Source organism: Nocardia seriolae NBRC 15557 (assembly GCF_007990715.1).
GTDB classification, from domain to species: domain Bacteria; phylum Actinomycetota; class Actinomycetes; order Mycobacteriales; family Mycobacteriaceae; genus Nocardia; species Nocardia seriolae.
Window position 1 is genome coordinate 17,913 of record NZ_BJWY01000031.1, and the last position, 16,605, is coordinate 34,517.

19 protein-coding genes and 1 pseudogene are annotated in these 16,605 nt (G+C 70.1%); 4 read left to right on the forward strand and 16 right to left on the reverse strand.

The genetic code is table 11. The annotated features are described in order from the left end of the window. The first annotated feature begins 17 nt into the window (after positions 1-17). Positions 18-434 (forward strand): hypothetical protein, encoded by a 417-nt coding sequence (locus NS2_RS12365; protein WP_033087163.1) that lies wholly within the window; start codon positions 18-20, stop codon positions 432-434. A 15-nt stretch (positions 435-449) separates the two neighbouring features. Here NS2_RS12365 and NS2_RS37395 read toward each other — a convergent pair whose 3' ends face one another. The 7 genes and pseudogenes from NS2_RS37395 to NS2_RS12395 all read right to left on the reverse strand — a co-directional run bounded on the left by NS2_RS37395 (position 450) and on the right by NS2_RS12395 (position 5,526). After that, on the reverse strand, positions 450-692 hold the full coding sequence (locus NS2_RS37395; protein ID WP_052086225.1) for a hypothetical protein: 243 nt from the start codon (positions 690-692) through the stop codon (positions 450-452). Between the two features lie 60 nt (positions 693-752). Further along, positions 753-917 (reverse strand): annotated as a pseudogene (locus tag NS2_RS37400) (class I SAM-dependent methyltransferase); the annotation flags it as partial. A 72-nt stretch (positions 918-989) separates the two neighbouring features. Continuing rightward, on the reverse strand, positions 990-2,048 hold the full coding sequence (locus NS2_RS12375; protein WP_052086226.1) for a methionine synthase: 1,059 nt from the start codon (positions 2,046-2,048) through the stop codon (positions 990-992). Between the two features lie 164 nt (positions 2,049-2,212). After that, positions 2,213-2,659 carry a hypothetical protein gene (locus NS2_RS12380; protein ID WP_143161240.1) on the reverse strand — a complete coding sequence of 149 codons (447 nt, stop codon included), beginning with the start codon at positions 2,657-2,659 and terminating at the stop codon, positions 2,213-2,215. Between the two features lie 35 nt (positions 2,660-2,694). Then, the gene (gene mnmA / locus NS2_RS12385) at positions 2,695-3,816 is read right to left on the reverse strand and encodes a tRNA 2-thiouridine(34) synthase MnmA (protein WP_052086227.1); all 1,122 of its coding nucleotides are present in this window, start codon (positions 3,814-3,816) and stop codon (positions 2,695-2,697) included. Then, positions 3,817-5,058 carry a cysteine desulfurase family protein gene (locus NS2_RS12390; protein ID WP_033087127.1) on the reverse strand — a complete coding sequence of 414 codons (1,242 nt, stop codon included), beginning with the start codon at positions 5,056-5,058 and terminating at the stop codon, positions 3,817-3,819. A 222-nt stretch (positions 5,059-5,280) separates the two neighbouring features. Further along, a complete protein-coding gene (locus tag NS2_RS12395; protein ID WP_033087128.1) occupies positions 5,281-5,526 on the reverse strand; it encodes a hypothetical protein in 246 nt (81 codons plus the stop codon). Positions 5,527-5,556: 30 nt separating this feature from the next. Between NS2_RS12395 and NS2_RS12400 the strand changes: the two genes are divergently transcribed. Continuing rightward, a complete protein-coding gene (locus tag NS2_RS12400) occupies positions 5,557-5,952 on the forward strand; it encodes a hypothetical protein (protein WP_033087129.1) in 396 nt (131 codons plus the stop codon). A gap of 47 nt (positions 5,953-5,999) precedes the next feature. Here NS2_RS12400 and NS2_RS12405 read toward each other — a convergent pair whose 3' ends face one another. Next, the gene (locus NS2_RS12405; protein WP_228102463.1) at positions 6,000-6,563 is read right to left on the reverse strand and encodes a class F sortase; all 564 of its coding nucleotides are present in this window, start codon (positions 6,561-6,563) and stop codon (positions 6,000-6,002) included. A 104-nt stretch (positions 6,564-6,667) separates the two neighbouring features. Beyond that, positions 6,668-7,540 carry a hypothetical protein gene (locus tag NS2_RS12410; protein WP_121556074.1) on the reverse strand — a complete coding sequence of 291 codons (873 nt, stop codon included), beginning with the start codon at positions 7,538-7,540 and terminating at the stop codon, positions 6,668-6,670. A gap of 388 nt (positions 7,541-7,928) precedes the next feature. On the opposite strand from NS2_RS12410, the gene NS2_RS12415 reads away from it, so the two are divergent. Both NS2_RS12415 and NS2_RS12420 read left to right on the forward strand, forming a co-directional pair. Then, positions 7,929-8,354 carry a DUF6153 family protein gene (locus NS2_RS12415; protein WP_231992996.1) on the forward strand — a complete coding sequence of 142 codons (426 nt, stop codon included), beginning with the start codon at positions 7,929-7,931 and terminating at the stop codon, positions 8,352-8,354. Positions 8,355-8,460: 106 nt separating this feature from the next. Continuing rightward, positions 8,461-10,002 (forward strand): multicopper oxidase family protein, encoded by a 1,542-nt coding sequence (locus NS2_RS12420; protein WP_033087131.1) that lies wholly within the window; start codon positions 8,461-8,463, stop codon positions 10,000-10,002. 43 nt (positions 10,003-10,045) lie between these two features. On the opposite strand, the gene NS2_RS12425 is transcribed toward NS2_RS12420, so the two are convergent. The 7 genes from NS2_RS12425 to NS2_RS12455 all read right to left on the reverse strand — a co-directional run bounded on the left by NS2_RS12425 (position 10,046) and on the right by NS2_RS12455 (position 16,559). Continuing rightward, positions 10,046-10,990: a lysophospholipid acyltransferase family protein gene (locus NS2_RS12425; protein ID WP_045437461.1), complete on the reverse strand. Its 945-nt coding sequence runs from the start codon at positions 10,988-10,990 to the stop codon at positions 10,046-10,048. Between the two features lie 9 nt (positions 10,991-10,999). Continuing rightward, positions 11,000-11,848 (reverse strand): GNAT family N-acetyltransferase, encoded by an 849-nt coding sequence (locus NS2_RS12430; protein ID WP_081985802.1) that lies wholly within the window; start codon positions 11,846-11,848, stop codon positions 11,000-11,002. 331 nt (positions 11,849-12,179) lie between these two features. Continuing rightward, positions 12,180-13,235: an S-adenosylmethionine:tRNA ribosyltransferase-isomerase gene (locus tag NS2_RS12435; RefSeq protein ID WP_071344485.1), complete on the reverse strand. Its 1,056-nt coding sequence runs from the start codon at positions 13,233-13,235 to the stop codon at positions 12,180-12,182. Then, positions 13,232-13,945: an SDR family NAD(P)-dependent oxidoreductase gene (locus NS2_RS12440; RefSeq protein WP_033087133.1), complete on the reverse strand. Its 714-nt coding sequence runs from the start codon at positions 13,943-13,945 to the stop codon at positions 13,232-13,234. Before NS2_RS12440 ends, NS2_RS12435 begins: the two co-directional genes overlap by 4 nt. A gap of 159 nt (positions 13,946-14,104) precedes the next feature. Then, entirely contained in the window at positions 14,105-14,866 is a 762-nt protein-coding gene (locus NS2_RS12445) for an ABC transporter permease (RefSeq protein WP_033087134.1), read from the reverse strand. After that, complete coding sequence (locus NS2_RS12450) at positions 14,863-15,885, reverse strand: ABC transporter ATP-binding protein (RefSeq protein WP_228102465.1); 1,023 nt, start codon at positions 15,883-15,885, stop codon at positions 14,863-14,865. The genes NS2_RS12445 and NS2_RS12450 overlap by 4 nt, the downstream gene beginning before the upstream one ends. A 56-nt stretch (positions 15,886-15,941) precedes the next feature. Then, complete coding sequence (locus NS2_RS12455) at positions 15,942-16,559, reverse strand: PadR family transcriptional regulator (protein WP_147207171.1); 618 nt, start codon at positions 16,557-16,559, stop codon at positions 15,942-15,944. Between the last annotated feature and the right edge of the window lie 46 nt (positions 16,560-16,605).

A 16,605-nucleotide genomic window follows, 5' to 3' on the forward strand; every position in this document is an offset into this window, starting at 1 on the left:
CGCCTAGCATGGACGTCATGCTCACCCAGCTGATGTTCGTCCTGCTGATCGGCGCCGCCCTCGCCGCCACGCTGGTGTACTTCCGCCGCGGCAACGGCGGCGGTTCACGAGCCCTCGGCGGCGACCCGATCTCAGCGTGGCGAAATGCCGCCCCGATCGGACTGGAGTCCGGAACCCTCCACGTCACCGGCGTGAGCCCCCGCCCGGACATGCCGGGCGAACAGTACGTCACCATCAGCGGCAGCATCTCCGGCCCTTCGGTGGTCGCCCACGAGGTCTACGGCCGCTTCGCCTGGGACACCTTCCAGTGGCCCGCAGTCGGAGATCAAATCCCCGTCGCCTACCCCACAGGCAAACCCGACAAATGGCAACTCGAACACCCCGGCGCACGCCCCTACTTCGGCTCGAAGCGACCGAAGGATCAGAGTTCCTGACCACCGGGCCGTCGGTCAGCGGCGTACGGCCGCGATATTGCCGATGCGCGGATCCGGTGATCCCGTCGGCCGTCCAAGGTGGGCCGTCATTTCGTTCCAGCTGTGGAACTCGGTGTCCCAGCCGATCTCGTTGAGCCACCGCTCGACATCGAAATTCGGGTCGGGCGGGGCCGGTGCGGTGACATCGCCGGGTGCCGGGGCGTCGTCGCCCGCGACCAGGCGGCGCAGGTCGCGATAGCGCGGGGCGTCGGGGTCCACGACGAGGCGGGCCGCGCCGAAACGGCTGCCGGGGGCGGACAGTTCGGTGAGGGTGCGGACGACCCGCCGGTTCCAGTCCTGGTTCAGGTGGCCGAGGGAAACCTCGTCGACCCAGCAGGTCGGTACGTTCGGCTGGAAACCGCTGGACAGCAGGAGCTTTCGCCAGTCTCCGCGGAGGTCGGCGATGACTACGTGGCGGTGGCAGGTCGCGACCGCGCGCGTCGTCGCGAGTACTCGCCCGCATGTTAGCCGGAGTACGGCGCTGCCGAGGACGGCGAAATGCGCTGCGGGCGAGCCTCACTCGAAGGTGAGCGACTCCGGTTCCTCGGTGTAGGCGCGGGCGGTCTCGGCGGCCAGGGTCAGGGCGCGGCGGGCCCAGGGTAGCGGGGCTCCGGCCAGTCCGCAGGCCGGGGATACGAGGATCCGCTCGGCCAGCCGGCGGCGCGGGAATCCGAGCCGATCGATCAGGCGCACACCGGGTTCGGCGATATCGCGCCAGGTGATCGGCGGCGCGGGCGCTTTGGTCGCGGGCACCGGCGCGGTGGTCGGCACCAGGCCGAGCACCAGATGCTTTCCGCTGTCCAGCAATTCGCCGATCCGGTCGAGGTCGGGGGTGCCGATGGTGGCCATGTCGAACCCGACCGCAACGGCCGCGCTCTTGCGCAGGAAGCCCAGCGCGGGTTTGTCCGCGCAGGTGTGCACCATTACCGGCACCGACTGGCTGCCGACCACCGTGTCCAGCACGTGGAGGGCTTCCGGTTCGGGCATGGCGCGCACGGTGTTCAGCACGCTGACGCCCTTCAGCGTCCCGTCCAGCACGGCGGTCAGGTGCGGTTCGTCGATCTGCAACAGCACCTGTGCGCCCAGCCGCTTACCCACCTCGGCAACATGATTGGCGATGCCCTCGGCCAGTGACTCCGAAAGGTCGCGCAGCGCACCGGAATCGGTCAGAATCCGATGACCGCCCGGCAGTTCGACCTCCGCCGCCACCGACAGCGGCCCGGCCACCTGCACCTTCACCGCGCGCCCCGAGCCCGCGAAACCACCGGTCTCCCAAGCCTCTTCGAGCGCGTCCAGATCGGTGCGCAGCAGATCGTGCGCCCGCCGCGCGACGCCTCCGGGCCGAGAAGTCAGCCGATACCCGCGCACGGTGCTGTCGAACCGCATGTCCACCAGCAGCCCGGAGACCCGCCCGACCATATCCGCACCCACACCGCGAGCGGGCAACTCCACCAGATGCGGCAGCTGCCCCAGCTCCCCCACCACGGTCGCGGCCGCTTCCCGCGCGTCGGTGCCCGGCCACGACCCGACCCCGGTCGCGATCCCGCCGCGCAGCACGGCCGCGTTCTCAGACACTTTAGCCACCCCGAATCACTCGGTCGTCCGACTCCAAAAGCCGTGGTCCACCGCCGAACTCGCGGACACGACACCATCGTCCTTCGACCCGCACCGGAGGTCCCGGCAACAGTGCACCCTCGCCCGGGCGCGAGTGACGCGGTCCGCGCGGACGAGCCGTGGGGCTACTCGTCGGCATCGCCGCGGTCGGTTCGGCCGGGCGAATTCGTGTACCAGTCCCAGCAGGTCGTATTGACGTACCAGTCCCAGGTCTTGCCCGCGCGCTCGGGCACGTCGCCGGGCCCCGTCGTCGCGCGGCCGCGCTCGGCGTAGGGGGCGACGGTGACGACGACGCGCTTGCGCCCGGCGTGGTCGGCGGGTCGCTCGGCGGGGGTGCCGGTCGCCGGGTCGTGCGGGCCCTCCGGGCCCGGTTGCGCTTCGCCGGGCAGGAATTCGCCGGTGTCGGTGCGGGCGGGCTGGGTCGGCTGCTCGGCGGCGGGGCGGTTGGGCGTACCCCATTTGCCGAGGCGGGCCTTGCCCGGTGCGCGGCGCGGGCGCAGGTTCGACGGTTGGGGCAGGCCGGTGCGCCAGACGATCCGGGCGCGCAGCATCTTCCGGACTGGTTGGGCCACATATGACTTCGCGTCGCTGCGCGAATGACGGTCGCTCACCGGGCGGTATCCGAGACCAGTTCGCTTGCGTACATATGGGGTTCGCGTTCGGTGCCGCTGATGGTGCCGCTGCCCAGCACCTCGTCACCCGCCACGTCGGGGCGGTAGAGGACCACGGCCTGGCCGCGGGCCACACCGGTCAGCGGTTCACGCAGGCGGACCACCAGGCCGCCGTCCACGGCCTCGGCGACCGCGGGCGCGGTGCCGCCGTGGGCACGCACCTGGGCCACGCATTCGACAGGGCCGGAAGGGATTTCGCCCGAGGTCCAGATGGCGCGCTCGGCCAGTACCGTCCACACCTCGAGGTCCTTGGCCGAACCCACCCGCACGATGCCCGAGTCCGGGTCGATGTCGGTCACGTAGCGCGGCTTGCCGTCGGCGGCCGGGCCCGGCAGGCCCAAGCCCTTGCGCTGGCCGATGGTGAAGCCGTGCACGCCTTCGTGATCGGCGAGCTTGGTGCCGTCGGCGTCGAGCACCGCGCCCGGGCGGATGCCGATCTTCGCGCCGAGGAAGGCCTGGGTGTCGCCGGAGGGAATGAAGCAGATGTCGTGGCTGTCGGGCTTGTTGGCCACCGCCAGCCCGCGCTCGGCGGCCTCGGCGCGGATCTGCGGCTTGGGGGTGTCGCCGACCGGGAACATGGCCCGCGAAAGCTGTTCGGGGGTGAGCACGGCCAGCACGTAGGACTGGTCCTTGTCGGCGTCCACGGCGCGGCGCAGCACGCCGTCCTCGAGGCGCGCGTAGTGCCCGGTGACCACGGCGTCGAAGCCCAGCGCCACCGCGCGGTCGGCCAGCGCCGAGAACTTGATCTTCTCGTTGCAGCGCAGGCACGGGTTGGGGGTCTCACCGGCGGCGTAGGCGGCGACGAAGTCGTCGATCACGTCCTCCTTGAACCGGTCCGCGAAATCCCAGACGTAGAACGGGATTCCGAGCACGTCGGCGGCGCGCCGGGCATCGCCGGAATCCTCCTTGGAGCAGCAGCCCCGCGATCCGGTGCGTAGCGTGCCCGGATTCGCCGACAGCGCCAGGTGCACGCCGACCACCTCGTGGCCGGCGTCCACGGCGCGGGCGGCCGCCACGGCGGAATCCACGCCACCACTCATCGCGGCAAGTACTCGCATCTAGAAGCCTCCCTTCGCTCCGGCCAGTCCGGCCGCCTTCGCCCGTTCCACCACCTGCGGCAGCGCGGCCAGCAGGGCATCGATATCGGCGTCGGTCGAGTTGTGTCCCAATGAGAATCGCAACGATCCGCGGGCCAGCGCCGGTTCCACACCCATGGCCAGCAGGACATGGGAGGGTCCGGCCACACCGGCATTGCACGCGGATCCGGTCGAGCATTCGATCCCGGCGGCGTCGAGCAGCATGAGCAGTGAGTCGCCCTCGCAGCCGGGGAAGGTGAAGTGGACGTTGCCCGGCATGCGGCGCTCGCCGGACGCGCGATCGAGCATCGGGTCCGGGCCGTTGAGCACCGCGTCCGGCACGACGGCGCGCACGCCTTCGATGAGCCGATCGCGCAGCTTCTCCAATTCCACCGTGCGGACGGTCAATCCGGCCACCGTCTCGCGGATCGCGGCGGCCAGCCCGGCCGCCGCGGGCACGTCCGAGGTGCCCGAGCGCAGGTCCCGCTCGTGCCCGCCGCCGTGCAGCAGCGGCACCGCCGGCACCTGCCGGCCCAGCAGCAGCACCCCGGCCCCGTGCGGCCCGCCGACCTTGTGGCCCGCGAAAGAGGCCGCGGCCAAACCGCTCCGGGCGAAATCGATCGGCAGCTGCGCGGCGGCCTGCACCGCGTCCGAATGCATGGGCACGTCGAATTCCTGTGCCACCGCGGCCAATTCCTCGATCGGCTGGATCGTCCCGACCTCGTTGTTGGCCCACATGACACTCACCAGCGCCGTCTCGTCGGCGTATTCGGCCAGCGCCTCGCGCAGCGTGCGCGGCGAGACGACGCCCTCGTCGTCACACTCCAGCCACGTGATCCGCGCGCCCTCGTGCTGTTCGAGCCACTCCACGGTGTCGAGCACCGCGTGATGCTCCACCGAACTCACCAGAATCCGGTTCCGCTTCGGATCGCCGTCACGCCGAGCCCAATAGATCCCCTTGACGGCGAGATTGTCACTCTCGGTCCCACCCGAGGTGAAGATCACCTCCGAGGGCCGCGCCCCCAGCCCCGCCGCGATCGACTCCCGAGCCTCCTCGAGCAACCGCCGCGCCGCCCGCCCCGACCCGTGCAACGACGACGCATTCCCCGTCATCCCCAGCGCAGCACACATCGCCTCGACCGCGACCGGGAACATGGGTGCAGTGGCCGCGTGATCGAGGTAGACCGTCTGGGCACCGACCGGACCCGGGAAAGCCGACTTCATGACCACTGAAGGATAGCCGCCGCCGAGACGATATTCCCGCCATACCCACGCCAAGTCACGCACCCACCGTCCCACACGCCGTACCCGGCCGCGCATCCGCACCGCGGCCTCCGTTCCCGGTGATGTCGAGCCCATCCCCGAACCCACGATTTCGCTGCCGCTCGTAGCACGAATCCGGGGCCGGACGGTTCACCCGAACTCCGTTGTGCCCGCACCGGGCGTTCAGCGGGCTCTACGGTCCCGCGGGTTCGATGCCGTCAGCGCCGACCATTTGTCGAGGAGCGCGGCGGCCGCGCCGCTGTCGACTGCGGTCGCGGCACGCTCGATGCCCGCCGCGATCGCCATGTGCCGATCGCCGAGCACGGTCAGATTCAACGATGCCGCCGCACCGTCGAACGCGCGCATGACGGCCACCAGAGTCTCCGGCCACCGCGAGGGATCCACCGCGGCGTCATAGATCGACGCCACCAGGCCGGAATCGCGGGGTCCTGGGACACCATGGCCTTCATCAAGGACGTCGGCCACGGCGACCTGTCGAACTACGTGACCGGCTACGGCATGCTCACCAACGGCCAGTACTTCCACAAGGCCGACATCCCCGACGCCCAGGGCAGCGACCTGATCGCGACCGCCGACTCGCTGATGCCGCGAGTCGAGTCCTTCTCCGGCGACACCTACCAGATCGCCACCATGATCGACGGCACCGTCGGCCCGGTCCGCAACACCGGCGACTCCCCCCACTGGGACATGGTCGCCCGCACCGCCGACAGCCTCTTCTTCTACAAAACCGATGGCACCGCCTGGATCTCGACCCTCTCCGGTGGCAACTACGCCAATGTGGGCCCGCTCCCCGGAGTCTCCTCCGGCTGGACCCTCATCGAAGGCGCACTCTGAACCACGGATCCACCGCAACACTCGTAGTGGAGGGAGTCGCGGTGGGGTTATGTCACCGAGTCCAGGGAGGAGAAGACCACGACGTTGGATTCGTAGCTCTTGGCGGCCTGGTCGAAGTTGCCGCCGCAGGTGACCACCTGGAGGGTCGCGCCGCCTCGGGGACCGAAGACGAGTTGGTCCGGGAACTGGGACTTGAGGTACATGCGGACGTCGGTGACCTTGAAGTGGGCGGTTTTTCCGTCGGCCCGGGTTACGTCGATGACGTCGTTGGGCTTGACCTTCCTGAGGGAGAAGAAGATGCCTTCACCCTTGTAGGAGTCGACGTGGCCGAGGATGACGGCCGAGCCCTGTTCGCCCGGGGCGGGGCCCTTCTGGTACCAGCCCGCCTGCTGGTAGTCGGCGGGGACCTGGACGGTGCCGTCGGTATTGAGGCCCACCGAGATCAGCGAGCCCGACGCCTTGATCGAGGAGATGATGAACGACGTCGGGGTGGAGCGGCTGATCGCCGGGGCGGTCTTCACCGCGGCGGGGGTCGCCGCCGCGGTCGTCGTCGATGCCGACGGGGTGCTGCTGGAAGAACAGCCCGAGACCAGCGGCGCGACGATCGTCACGGCGGCCAGCGCACCTGTCAGGGCACGACGGAAACTCCGGGCGCGCCGGATGTTTCGAGCGCCCGGGGTGTTCCGGGCGTTCGGAGTGTTTCGGGGCAGTGCGATCACCGGGCACTCACCGCGTGCGCCATGCCGCCCGCGCCGGTTTCCGGTGCGCCCTTGGGGATCACGTAGCCGCCCGCCGGGACCTGGTCGGTGACCGCGGTGCCGCCGGGGATGCCGGTGGTCGCGCCCACGGGAATCGCCATGCCCTGCACCGTGTCCGCACCGGCCGCACCGGCTCCGGCGGTCACCAGGTCGATGCCGCCCAGGCCACCGCCCGCCACGCCGCCGCCGATATTGGTGTTCCCGCCGACCTCGACACCGCCGCCGACGTTCCCGCCGGTCTGCACGCCGCCACCGACCTGTACGCCACCCCCGAGGTTCCCGCCGGTCTGCACGCCGCCGCCGACCTGGGCGCCGCCCCCGGCGTTGCCGCCGACCTGCACGCCGCCACCGGTCTGGACGCCACCCCCGGCGTTGCCACCGACCTGGACATCGCCACCGGTCTGCGCACCGCCGCCGACATTGCCACCGAACTGCACATCGCCACCGGTCTGCACGCCACCCCCGGCATTGCCACCGACCTGGACACCGCCGCCGGTGTTGGCCCCGCCCTGGGCGTCCCCGCCGACCTGCACGCCGCCACCGACGTTGCCGCCGGTCTGCACGCCGCCGCCGACCTGCACGCCGCCCCCGGTATTCGCTCCGGTCTGCGCGTCCCCGCCGACCTGCACGCCACCCCCGGCATTGCCGCCGGTCTGCACGCAACCGCCGACCTGGGCGCCGCCCCCGGCGTTGCCGCCGACCTGGACACCGCCACCGGTCTGCACGCCACCCCCGGCATTGCCGCCGACCTGCACGCCGCCGCCGGTATTGCCCGGCTGCGCCGACGCGCCGACATTGCCGCCGCCTCCGGCCTGCACGTCCACACCCACCTTGACTCCCCCCGTCACCGACGCCCACATCGACGCCCAGACCGACACCCGGGCCGGGGGTCGTGGTCGGGGTGGGGTCGGCCGAGGCCGACGACACGCATAGCGCAACGGCGGCCGCGGCGAGCGCGGCAGCCGTGAATGTCCTTGCCGACATTATGAATTCGCTTCCAGAAGTTCTTGTTCGATGCCTTTCCGTCGATCGGACCGGCCGGTGTGTTACCCCGTATAGCCCGGATTCCGAAAGTTAGCGGCAATCCAGGAGGATTCGAGACTGGACGCCTGCGCAACTCCCTAATCCCCGCCCGCGACCCCCTAACGGAATGTGAGTCGAGATACCCCCGAGGGGTTCCTGTTCTGGTGGGGAGCGAACGGGGTTATGCTGGCAGACGTGGCCGACCAGCGCCTTTCCCAGCGAGCCTCCGGAGCTGTCCGGTGGCTCGGGGTGCTGGCGCTGCTGGTCGGGATCGCGGCCATGCACGCCGGGGCGTTCTCCGTCGCCACGGGTGCCGCCCACGACATGGGTGGCCCGGCGCACGTGATGGCGGCGCCGATGGCGATGCCCCAGGACGCCGTCACCCCCGCGCACGCCGCGGCCATGAACGAGCACCCCGCCCCGATCCACGTGCGGCACGCGTGCGAGGTCTTCACCCTCGCCGCGGTCGCCTTCGCCATCGGGCTGGTACTGCTGGGCTGGCTCAGCCGCCCGGCCGACATCGGTCTCCCGGCCAGCCGCGATTCCCGACCGGCACACCGGGAACGACCACCGCCCTGGACCTTCCCGTCACTCTCACAACTCTCGATTCTCCGCATCTGATGGATCTGCGCGCCAACGCGATTCGCACATCGCGCTGTGGCTTCGCTGTGCCCGCCCGCTTTCGGTGCGGCGGCTCTCGATCCGTCTCGAATCCAGGAGATATCGCATGTCCCCCAATGCTTTCCCCACCCCGCTGACCCGGCGCGGCTTCTTCGCGCTCGGCACCGGCCTGGCCACCGCGGTCGCGCTCGCCGCGTGCACCAAGAACGCGCCGGGCGCGGAAAAGCTCGTACAACCCGATTCCGACCCGGTCCGCGCCGCCGAGCAGGCCCGCCGTATCGCGGGCGCGGCCACCCGCGAGGTGACGCTGCGCGCCGAGCCCACGACCGTGGACCTCGGCGGCGTCCAGGTACCGACCTGGACCTACGGTGGCGCGCTGCCCGGCAAGGAGATTCGGCTGGCCAAGGGTGAGGTGCTGCGCGCCGATCTCACCAATGCCCTGCCCGCGCCCACCACCGTGCACTGGCACGGTCTCGCCCTGCGCAACGACATGGACGGCGCGCCCGGGGTGACCCAGCCCGCGGTCGCGCCCGGCGGCAGCTTCCGCTACGAGTTCACCGTGCCCGATGCCGGCACCTACTTCTTCCATCCGCACGTCGGCCTGCAACTCGACCGCGGCCTGTACGCCCCGCTGATCGTCGAGGACCCCGCCGACGGCAGGGACTACGGCCTGGAAGCCGTTGTGGTGCTCGACGACTGGCTCGACGGCGTGAACGGCCGCGATCCCGACCAGCAGCTGCGCAAGCTCCAGGAGCGGGGCACGTCCGGGATGGGCATGGGCGGCATGGACATGGGCGGCATGAACCACGGTTCCATGGGCATGGGCGGCGATCCCGACGCGCCCCTCGGCTCCGACCCCGGCGATGTGAAGGACTACCCCTACTACCTGCTCAACGGCCGGATCGGCACGGACCCGGTGACCTTCACCGGCCGCCCCGGGCAGCGTCTGCGGCTGCGCATCATCAATGCCGCCTCCGACACCGCCTTCCGGGTGGCCGTCGGCGGCCACAAACTGCGCGTCACCCACGGCGACGGCTTCCCGGTGCAGCCAGTCACCACCGACAGCCTGGTGCTCGCCATGGGCGAACGCTACGACGCCGTCATCGATCTCGCCGATGGCGTCTTCCCGCTGGTGGCCTCGGCGGAAGGCAAGACCGGCCAGGCCTTCGCGCTGATCCGCACCGGCGGCGGCACCGCCCCGGCCGCCGATATCCGCCCGGCCGAACTGTCCGCGCCGCCGCTCACCGGCGACCGGCTGGTCGCGGCCGAGTCGGTGCGACTACCCGCGCGCAAACCCGACCGCACGCTGGACGTGGCGCTCGGCATGGACATGCACAGGTACGTCTGGAGCATCAACGGCAAGTCCTACCCGGACCACTCGATGCTGGATGTGGCCGCGGGCGAACGCATCCGGCTCCGCTTCGCCAATCGGACGATGATGTTCCACCCGATGCACCTGCACGGCCACACCTTCCAGGTGGTGAACCCGGCCGGCACCGGGGCCCGCAAGGACACCTCCATCGTGGGGCCCATGCAGACCGTCGAGGCCGACTTCGAAGCGAACAACCCCGGACAGTGGATGGTCCACTGCCACAACGCCTATCACGGCGAGGCAGGGATGATGAGCATCCTGTCCTACGTGAGCTGAGCCGTGCGGGCCGCCCGAGGACGGGCGGCCCGCACGGAAACCCTTATGCGTGAACGGATTCCGTCACCGTGGTGCGGCGCACCGCACCGGTGCCGACGGCCTCGAGGTGCTCGCTGCCGTGGATGACATCGGTGAACGCGCGGTTCACGGTGCCGTCCTCGAGCGCCCGCTCGCAGCGGCGAGCCAGGTCGAAGCGGTCCGTGCCCGGCTGTTCCAGCGGTTGGAGGGTGATCTCGGCGACGACGCCCTTGGCGCGCAGCACCCGCCGGATCGAGTCCGCCAGCGAGTCGACGCCGACAAAGCCCGGGACGGTGGACAATTCGCCGTCGCGGCCCAGATAGCGCAGGAGCAGCGGCTGCACCGGGGTGTCGGCGTCGATGGCGGCCTGGAACAGGGCAGGGCGCAGCGTGCCGTGGGCGCGGCCGCACCAGGTGGTGCCCTCCGGGAAGAAGGCGACCCGCTCACCGGCGACGACCCGGCGGGCCATGGTGTCGATGACGGCCGGAAGCGCCCGCAGCCGTTCGCGTTCGATGGGGATGACGCGGACCCGCTTGGCGACATCGCCGAGCATCGGCCAGTCGATCAGGTCGGCGCGGGCCACGAAACCCATGGGCTCCACGGCGGTCAGCGCGATGATGTCGGTCCAGCCGACGTGGCGGGCCACCACCAGCAGTCCGCCTTCGGGCACCGCGTCGCCGCGGTTGTCGACCACGCGCACCCGAATTCCGCAGCAGGCCAGCAGGGCTCGCGCATAGCAGCGCTGCAGCCCGGCGCGGCGGCGGCGCGGGGTGGCCAGGTGGGCGACCGGGAAGCTCAGCAGGACACCGGCGATCCCGGCGACGCGGGCCGCCACGCGCAGCGTGCCCGCCGTGGCGGGAGCATCGACACACGAAGGGCCGCAAGGGCTGTGGGGCATCCAGGCGTGGGCCTCGGCCTGGGCGGGCGGGCAGGACAGCGATCCGGCCTCAGGGGAGAGCAGAGCGGGCATCATGGGGCATCACCGGGCGTCCAGGCTGTTGGCCGCGCCCTGCAGGCGCTCCAGGTAACGGGTATTGATGGTCTCGAGACCGAGCAGGGCGACGAAGTCGGCCACCGCGAAGTCCGGGTCGTGGGCAGGCTCACCGCAGATCTGCGCGCCCAGGCGCAGGTAGCCGCTGAGCAGCGGCGGCAGCTTGGGGCGGGCCGGGGCGGTCAGCTCGTCGAGGCCGCGGCCGTCCACGATCACCGGGTTGTACGGGCGCACATGGCGTTCGGACTCCAGCGCGTGCTTGCGCAGCAGCAGGTCGCGCACGCCGCGCACGTTCACGCCGGGCTCGTCCTCGGGGGTCATGCGCATGGGCACCGACACGCAGCCCATCACCCAGTCGTAGCCGGTGAGCTGGATGTAGTGCAGGATGCCCGCCCACATCAGGGTCAGCACCGAGCCGTTGCGGTGGTCGGGTACCACGCAGGCGCGGCCCATCTCGACGATCCGGTTGCCGACCGGATCCAGTGCGGCCAAATCGAATTCGGTGGCGGTGTAGTACCCGCCCGCCGCGGCCACCTGGTCCGGCGGCAGCATCCGGTAGCAGCCGACGAACTGATCGGTGAGCTCGTCGCGCACCAGCAGGTGATCGCAGTGCTCGTCGAACCGGTCGGCATCGCGCCCGGTTCCATTGTCGGGGATGGTGAATCCCGGCTCATTCGCGAACACCTGGTAGCGCAGGCGCTGCGCGGCCTCGCGATGCTCGGCATCGGAGGAGACGACCAGGGAGTACTGGGAACGCCCGGTGGTGCGGGGCGCTTCCGGGGCGGGCTTCGACGCGGCTGCCAGCAGGCTGGAATTCGACGCTGCCATGGTGGTCATGGCTTGATCAAGCCAGTCCCACACTGCGCTGGAGCGACCGCCGGATTACCTGCCGATGCCAGTCCGGTGAACGTGACACAGACCGCACCCGGAGTTCATCCGAGCGCCTCGCAACGTTCTCTACCAGGACAAATGCTCGTATTCTGGCGGGGCACCGAGCGGGCCCGAGGCCCTCGGCGACACCTTCCCGAACCGTTCCGGGAACGACGCGCGAGCGCCGCGAGCCCGTGGCAACGAGCGGAAGACGCTAGCCTACGCCCCCATTCCGAACCTTGCATCGCCGGGTCCGTCCTCCGAAACAACACGGGCCCAACCCCGAAACAACACGGGCTCATTCCCGCAAGAGCAGCGCCGAATCCCCGAATTCATGCCACAGATAACCGGACTCGAGCGCCGCCCGATACGCCTCCCGCACCACCCCCGCCCCCGCCACGGACTCCAGCAGATGCAAATGCGACGCCCCGGGCGCATGCCACCCGGTGATCAGCCCGTCCACCGCCCGCGCGGGCCGCGACCCGTCCAGCACCAGCTCCGTCCACCCGGCCGCCGCATGCACCGATCCATCGGCCCCCGTGGCGGATTCGAGCGCCCGCGTCACGGTGGTCCCGACGGCCACCACCCGCCCGCGTTCGGCATGCGTCGCATTGACGAGCCTGGCCGTCATCTCCGGCACCGCGAATCGCTCGGGACTCGGCGGCTCGCCGGACTCGGGCGAGGAGACACCGGTATGCAGCGTGATCGGCGCGAGCCCCACCCCACCGGCCACCAGCTCGGTCACCAGCCCTTCGGTGAAAGGCCGCCCCGCACTGGGCATTTCCGCGCTTCCGGGCTCGCGGCCGAACACCGTCCGATAGTAGGAAGCCGACCATCGCTCGGTGACATAGGAATAGGCGATCGGCCTGCCATGCCGCGCCAGCAGGACCCGGGCGTCCTCACCCGCGGTTCGCCCGGGCGCGATGATGTCCGCGATCCACAGGCGATCACCATCGGGCAGCCAGCGCGCCCACACCGTGGCGACATAGCCGGCCGGAAGCCGCACGCTCGCACCGCATTCCAGCGGCCGACCGCGCCAGGGCACGCCCGCCGGATCGCGCAGCTCGACGGCCCAGCGGCCATCGTCGAGCCGGGTCGAGAAGTGCAGCACGGCCGCGTCACCGTCGTAGTGCGCGTCCACCGCCGCATTGATCATGGCGGAGTTGTTGACCACCACCAGATCTCCGGGCCGCAGGAACGACGCAAGCTCCCGGAACCGGGCGTGGGTCAGCGTTCCGGCGTCAGCCACCATGAGCCGCACCTCATCACGGCCGAGACCGCGAGCCTCCGGCGGGCTGGTCGCGGAAAGTTCGTCGGGCAGGACGAAGGCGTGCGCGTCGAGACCGGCGGTCATATGGTCACCGGGCCTTCCGGCGAGGCGGCCACCAGCAATTCCGACGCGATGTATCGGCCGCTCGGCATGCGGGTGTCGAGGAGGTGGAGTAGGGCGGGGACGACGGTTTCGGGTTCGGGGCGGTCGGAGATGTCTTCGCCGGGGAAGGCGGCCTGGTGCATTTCGGTGCGCATGTCGCCGGGGTCGAAGCTGTAGATCCGCAGGGACGGGTTCTCGGCGGCGAGGACATTCGTGAGTTGGTCGAGGGCCGCTTTGGATGCGCCGTAGCCGCCCCAGCCCTCGTAGCCGCCGACCGCGGCGTCCGAGCTGATGTCCACGACGGTCCCGTCGGAGGCTCGGAGTGCGGGGAGGGTGAGTTGCAGGATCGCCAGCGGCGCAATCACATTGGTGTCGAGGACGGACGCCAGTTCCGCGAGTGGGTAGCGGTCCAGGGTGGGCAGGGGGCTCGGGCCGAGAGCGCTGGCGTTATTGAGCACCAGGTCCAGGCGCACGGAGCCGACGGCTTCCGCGATGCGCGCCCGGACTTCCGGGTCGGCGACATCGCCCGCGATGGCGTGCGCGCCGGTCGCGGCACGCACCTTGTCGAGTCGGTCCGCGCCGCGGGCGACGATGATCAGCTCCCAGTCCCGTTCGGCGAGGGCGAGCGCGACGGCTCGGCCGAAGCCCGCCGACGCCCCGGTGATCAGGGCGCGTTTCTTGATTTCAGGCATACCGCCATCGTGAAACCTGAACTTCACTCGAGGTCAATGAATTTCTCCGGGAGCGAAGGCCGGACACGTCACGAAGACCGAACACCTGACGAAATCCGAGCACAACGCGAATCGCTCCGACCCGTGGCGGGCCGGAGCGATCGGCGTCGCGTTCGGCGCTCAGGCGTTCTCCCGGGCGAAGCTGCGCGCGGCGATGACGACCAGCAGCGCCGAGACGGCCAGCGTCACGACCGTGCCGATGTAGACCTCGCGCGCTCCGAAGTCGCCGCGGAACAGCGCGCGGGCGGCATCCACGGTGTGCGAGAACGGATTCGCCTTGGCGATGTTCTGCAACCATTTGGGCCCGACCGTCATCGGCAGCAGGATGCCCGACAGCAGCATGATCGGCACCGACACCGAGTTCAGCAGCGAGGCCAGGGTGTCCTCCGAGCGCGCCCACAGACCCAGGGCGTAGGACGCGGCGGCCAGGCCACCACCCATGACCGCGATCAGCGCCAGCGACAGCACCAGGCCCAGCGGGTCGGGCCGCAGGCCGAAGGCCACCGTGGCCACCCCGACCAGCACCAGCGCCTGCACGGTCAGCACCGTCATGTCCTTGAGCACCCGGCCCAGCAGCAGCGCGCCACGCGGAGCCGGGGTGACCCGCTGCCGCTCGATCACACCCGCCCGCCATTCGGCCACGATGCCGAAACCGACGAACAGCGCACCGAACAGGCCGGTTTGGATGACGAGCGCCGGGGTGAGGATCTTCCACGGATCCGCGCCCGGACCCAGCGCCGGCGCGACGCCCTTCACCAGTGGCCCGAACAGCACCAGGTAGATGATCGGCTGCATCAGCCCGATGATGACCCAGACCGGATTGCGCAGATTGGCCCGCAGTTGCGACCAGTAGATCAGTCCGGTGTCGCGCAGGAATGTCATGACCGGTCTCCTTCCCGGAGCGAACGCCCGGTGAGCGTGAGGAATACGTCGTCGAGACTGGGCCGCTTGACGGTCAGCGAGCCGGGCGTGATGCCCTTGTCGGTCAACGCCTGTAGCAGCGGAACCACCGCGGCGTCACCGTGTTCGACGGTCAGGTGCACGAGACTCTTTCCGGCATGGCCGTTCTCGTGCCCCTCGGTGCGCAGCCGGGAGCGCAGCTGGAGCACCTCGGCGGCGACATCCATGGCCAGGTCGGCACCGGCGGAGTCGATTTCGAGGCTGATCACATCACCGGAGATGCGCCGTTTGAGCTCGTCGGGCGTGCCCTCGGCGACGATGGTGCCGTGATCCATGACCAGGATGCGGTCGCACAGCGCGTCCGCCTCTTCCAGGTAGTGCGTGGTCAGCGCGATGGTCGTCCCCTCGTCCCGCAGCCGCCGGATGTGATCCCACAGATTGGCCCGGCTCTGCGGATCCAGTCCCGTGGTGGGTTCGTCGAGGTAGATGAGCGTCGGCCGGTGCACCAGCCCGAGCGCGATATCCACCCGCCGCCGCTGCCCACCCGAGAGCTGCGAGCACTTGCGCCGCTCCAGCCCGTCGAACTCCAGGGCCTTGGCCAGCTCGGCCGCATTGCGCCGGGCATCGTCCTTGGTGAGCCCGAAAAGCCGTGCCTGCAGCACCAATTCGTCCTCGACCAGCTCGTATTCGTTGGTCGCTCCGCCCTGGGGCACGTACCCGATGCGGGAGCGCACGGTCCGCGACTGGGTGCGCAGATCCGCGCCGACCACGGTCGCCTCGCCCGCGGTGGGCGCGAGCAGGGTCGAGATCATGCGCAGGGTGGTGGTCTTGCCCGCCCCGTTGGGCCCGAGCAGCCCGATGATCTCCCCGCAGTGCACGTCGAAGTCGATGCCGGAGACCGCTTGCACGTCACCGGTTTTGGTCTTGAATGTCCGGGCCAGCCCACGTACCCGGATCACCGGGTCGGTGGGTTCACCACGAACGGGTGATGTCGTTTCCACCCGTCCAACGGTAGAAACGACCACCCGATTAGTCAAGCTTGACTATTAAAACTTGATTAGCTGATCGGTGGCGGGATTGGAGCACCGCCCATGGTCCCCGACCAGGCATCGAGCTCACCGGCCTCGATCCGGTGCAGGGTCTGACGTGACCATTCGAGGTCGGCGCGAACATGGGCCGCCGCCAATCGAATCGAATCGGCCACGTGATGCGGCGTCGCCTCGCGCGGATCCCCGCTGCCCGCCAGAATCCGCTCCACCTCGTGGTCGAGATACACCAGATCCGCCTCGAACTTCAGGATCCGGCTGTTCAACGCCGCCACCACCTCGTCCTTGGGCGCATGCGGAAACAGCGCCACCGCCGCGAAATACGGGTGCTTGAGCAGGTCCGCCGAGAACAGCGACACCCGCAGCATCTCGCCGAATTCCTTCTCTCCCTCCGGCGTCAGCCGATACGTCCGCCGCTCCGGCCGCGCCCCCTCCTGCCCGACGCCCTCCACCGAGATGAGCCCGTCGCGTTCCAGCGTGTTCAGCGCGCTGTAGATCGAGCCGGGCTTCACATTCGCCCAGTTGTCCGCGTCCCAGGACAGCAATTCGCGGCGAACGTCGTAGCCGTGCACGGGTTGCAGCAGCCGCACCACCGCGAGCACCAGCAATCTGGTTGTTGGAACAGACATATTCGCAGGTTAGCCCGCCCGGCCCGGCGCACCTACCGGACGTCCC